The sequence below is a fragment of the Blautia sp. HCP3S3_D9 genome (assembly GCF_052063845.1).
GTDB lineage: Bacteria > Bacillota > Clostridia > Lachnospirales > Lachnospiraceae > Blautia_A.
In genome coordinates, this window is the sequence record NZ_JBQHWS010000286.1 from 1 (window position 1) to 659 (window position 659).

Consider the following 659-nt stretch of genomic DNA (forward strand, 5'->3'; position numbering starts at 1 on the left):
ATTCGACCAATAAGAACTGTCAGGCCGGGGATCTGAGATTTGTTGAGTTTGGACACCCGAAAGATGACCGTGGACTGCCGGTCTTTAACTATTCCATTGTGTATGATACATATAATAAAGAACCGTTGTTTTATGAGCAGTATCCTGGAAGTATCGTAGATATTTCCCAGCTCCAGTATATGTTAAAAAAAGCAGAAGGATACGGATATAAGAAGGTCGGATTTATCCTGGAAAGGGGATATTTTGGCAGGGAAAACATCCGGTATATGGATGAATGCGGGTATGATTTTGTGATCATGGTAAAGGGTATGAGTGAATCTGTCAGACGGGTGATCCTGGAAAACAAAGGAGAATTCGAGAGCATTCGTAAATACAATATACGGAAGTATAAGACATTTGGAAAGACAATAAAGAAAAAACTCTATATATCAGATGAAAAAGAAAGATATTTTCGTATTTATTATTCAGACCAGAAAGCGTGTGCGGAACATGAACAGATAGAGGCAAAAATAGACCGAATGACGAAATATCTTAACGGTTTAAAGGGAGAAAAAGCGACCGTAGGGGATGGATATAAGAAGTATTTTAAACTTGAAATATATGAGGATGATGGGAGGTTCATATGCGCAAGGGAGAGGACAGAAGTGATCCAGGAAGAG

General features: G+C 38.8%; 1 protein-coding gene. It reads left to right on the forward strand.

From position 1 onward, the window contains the following. A partial coding sequence (locus ACTNES_RS20935; RefSeq protein ID WP_441040582.1) for an IS1634 family transposase occupies window positions 1–659 on the forward strand: 659 nt, incomplete at both ends.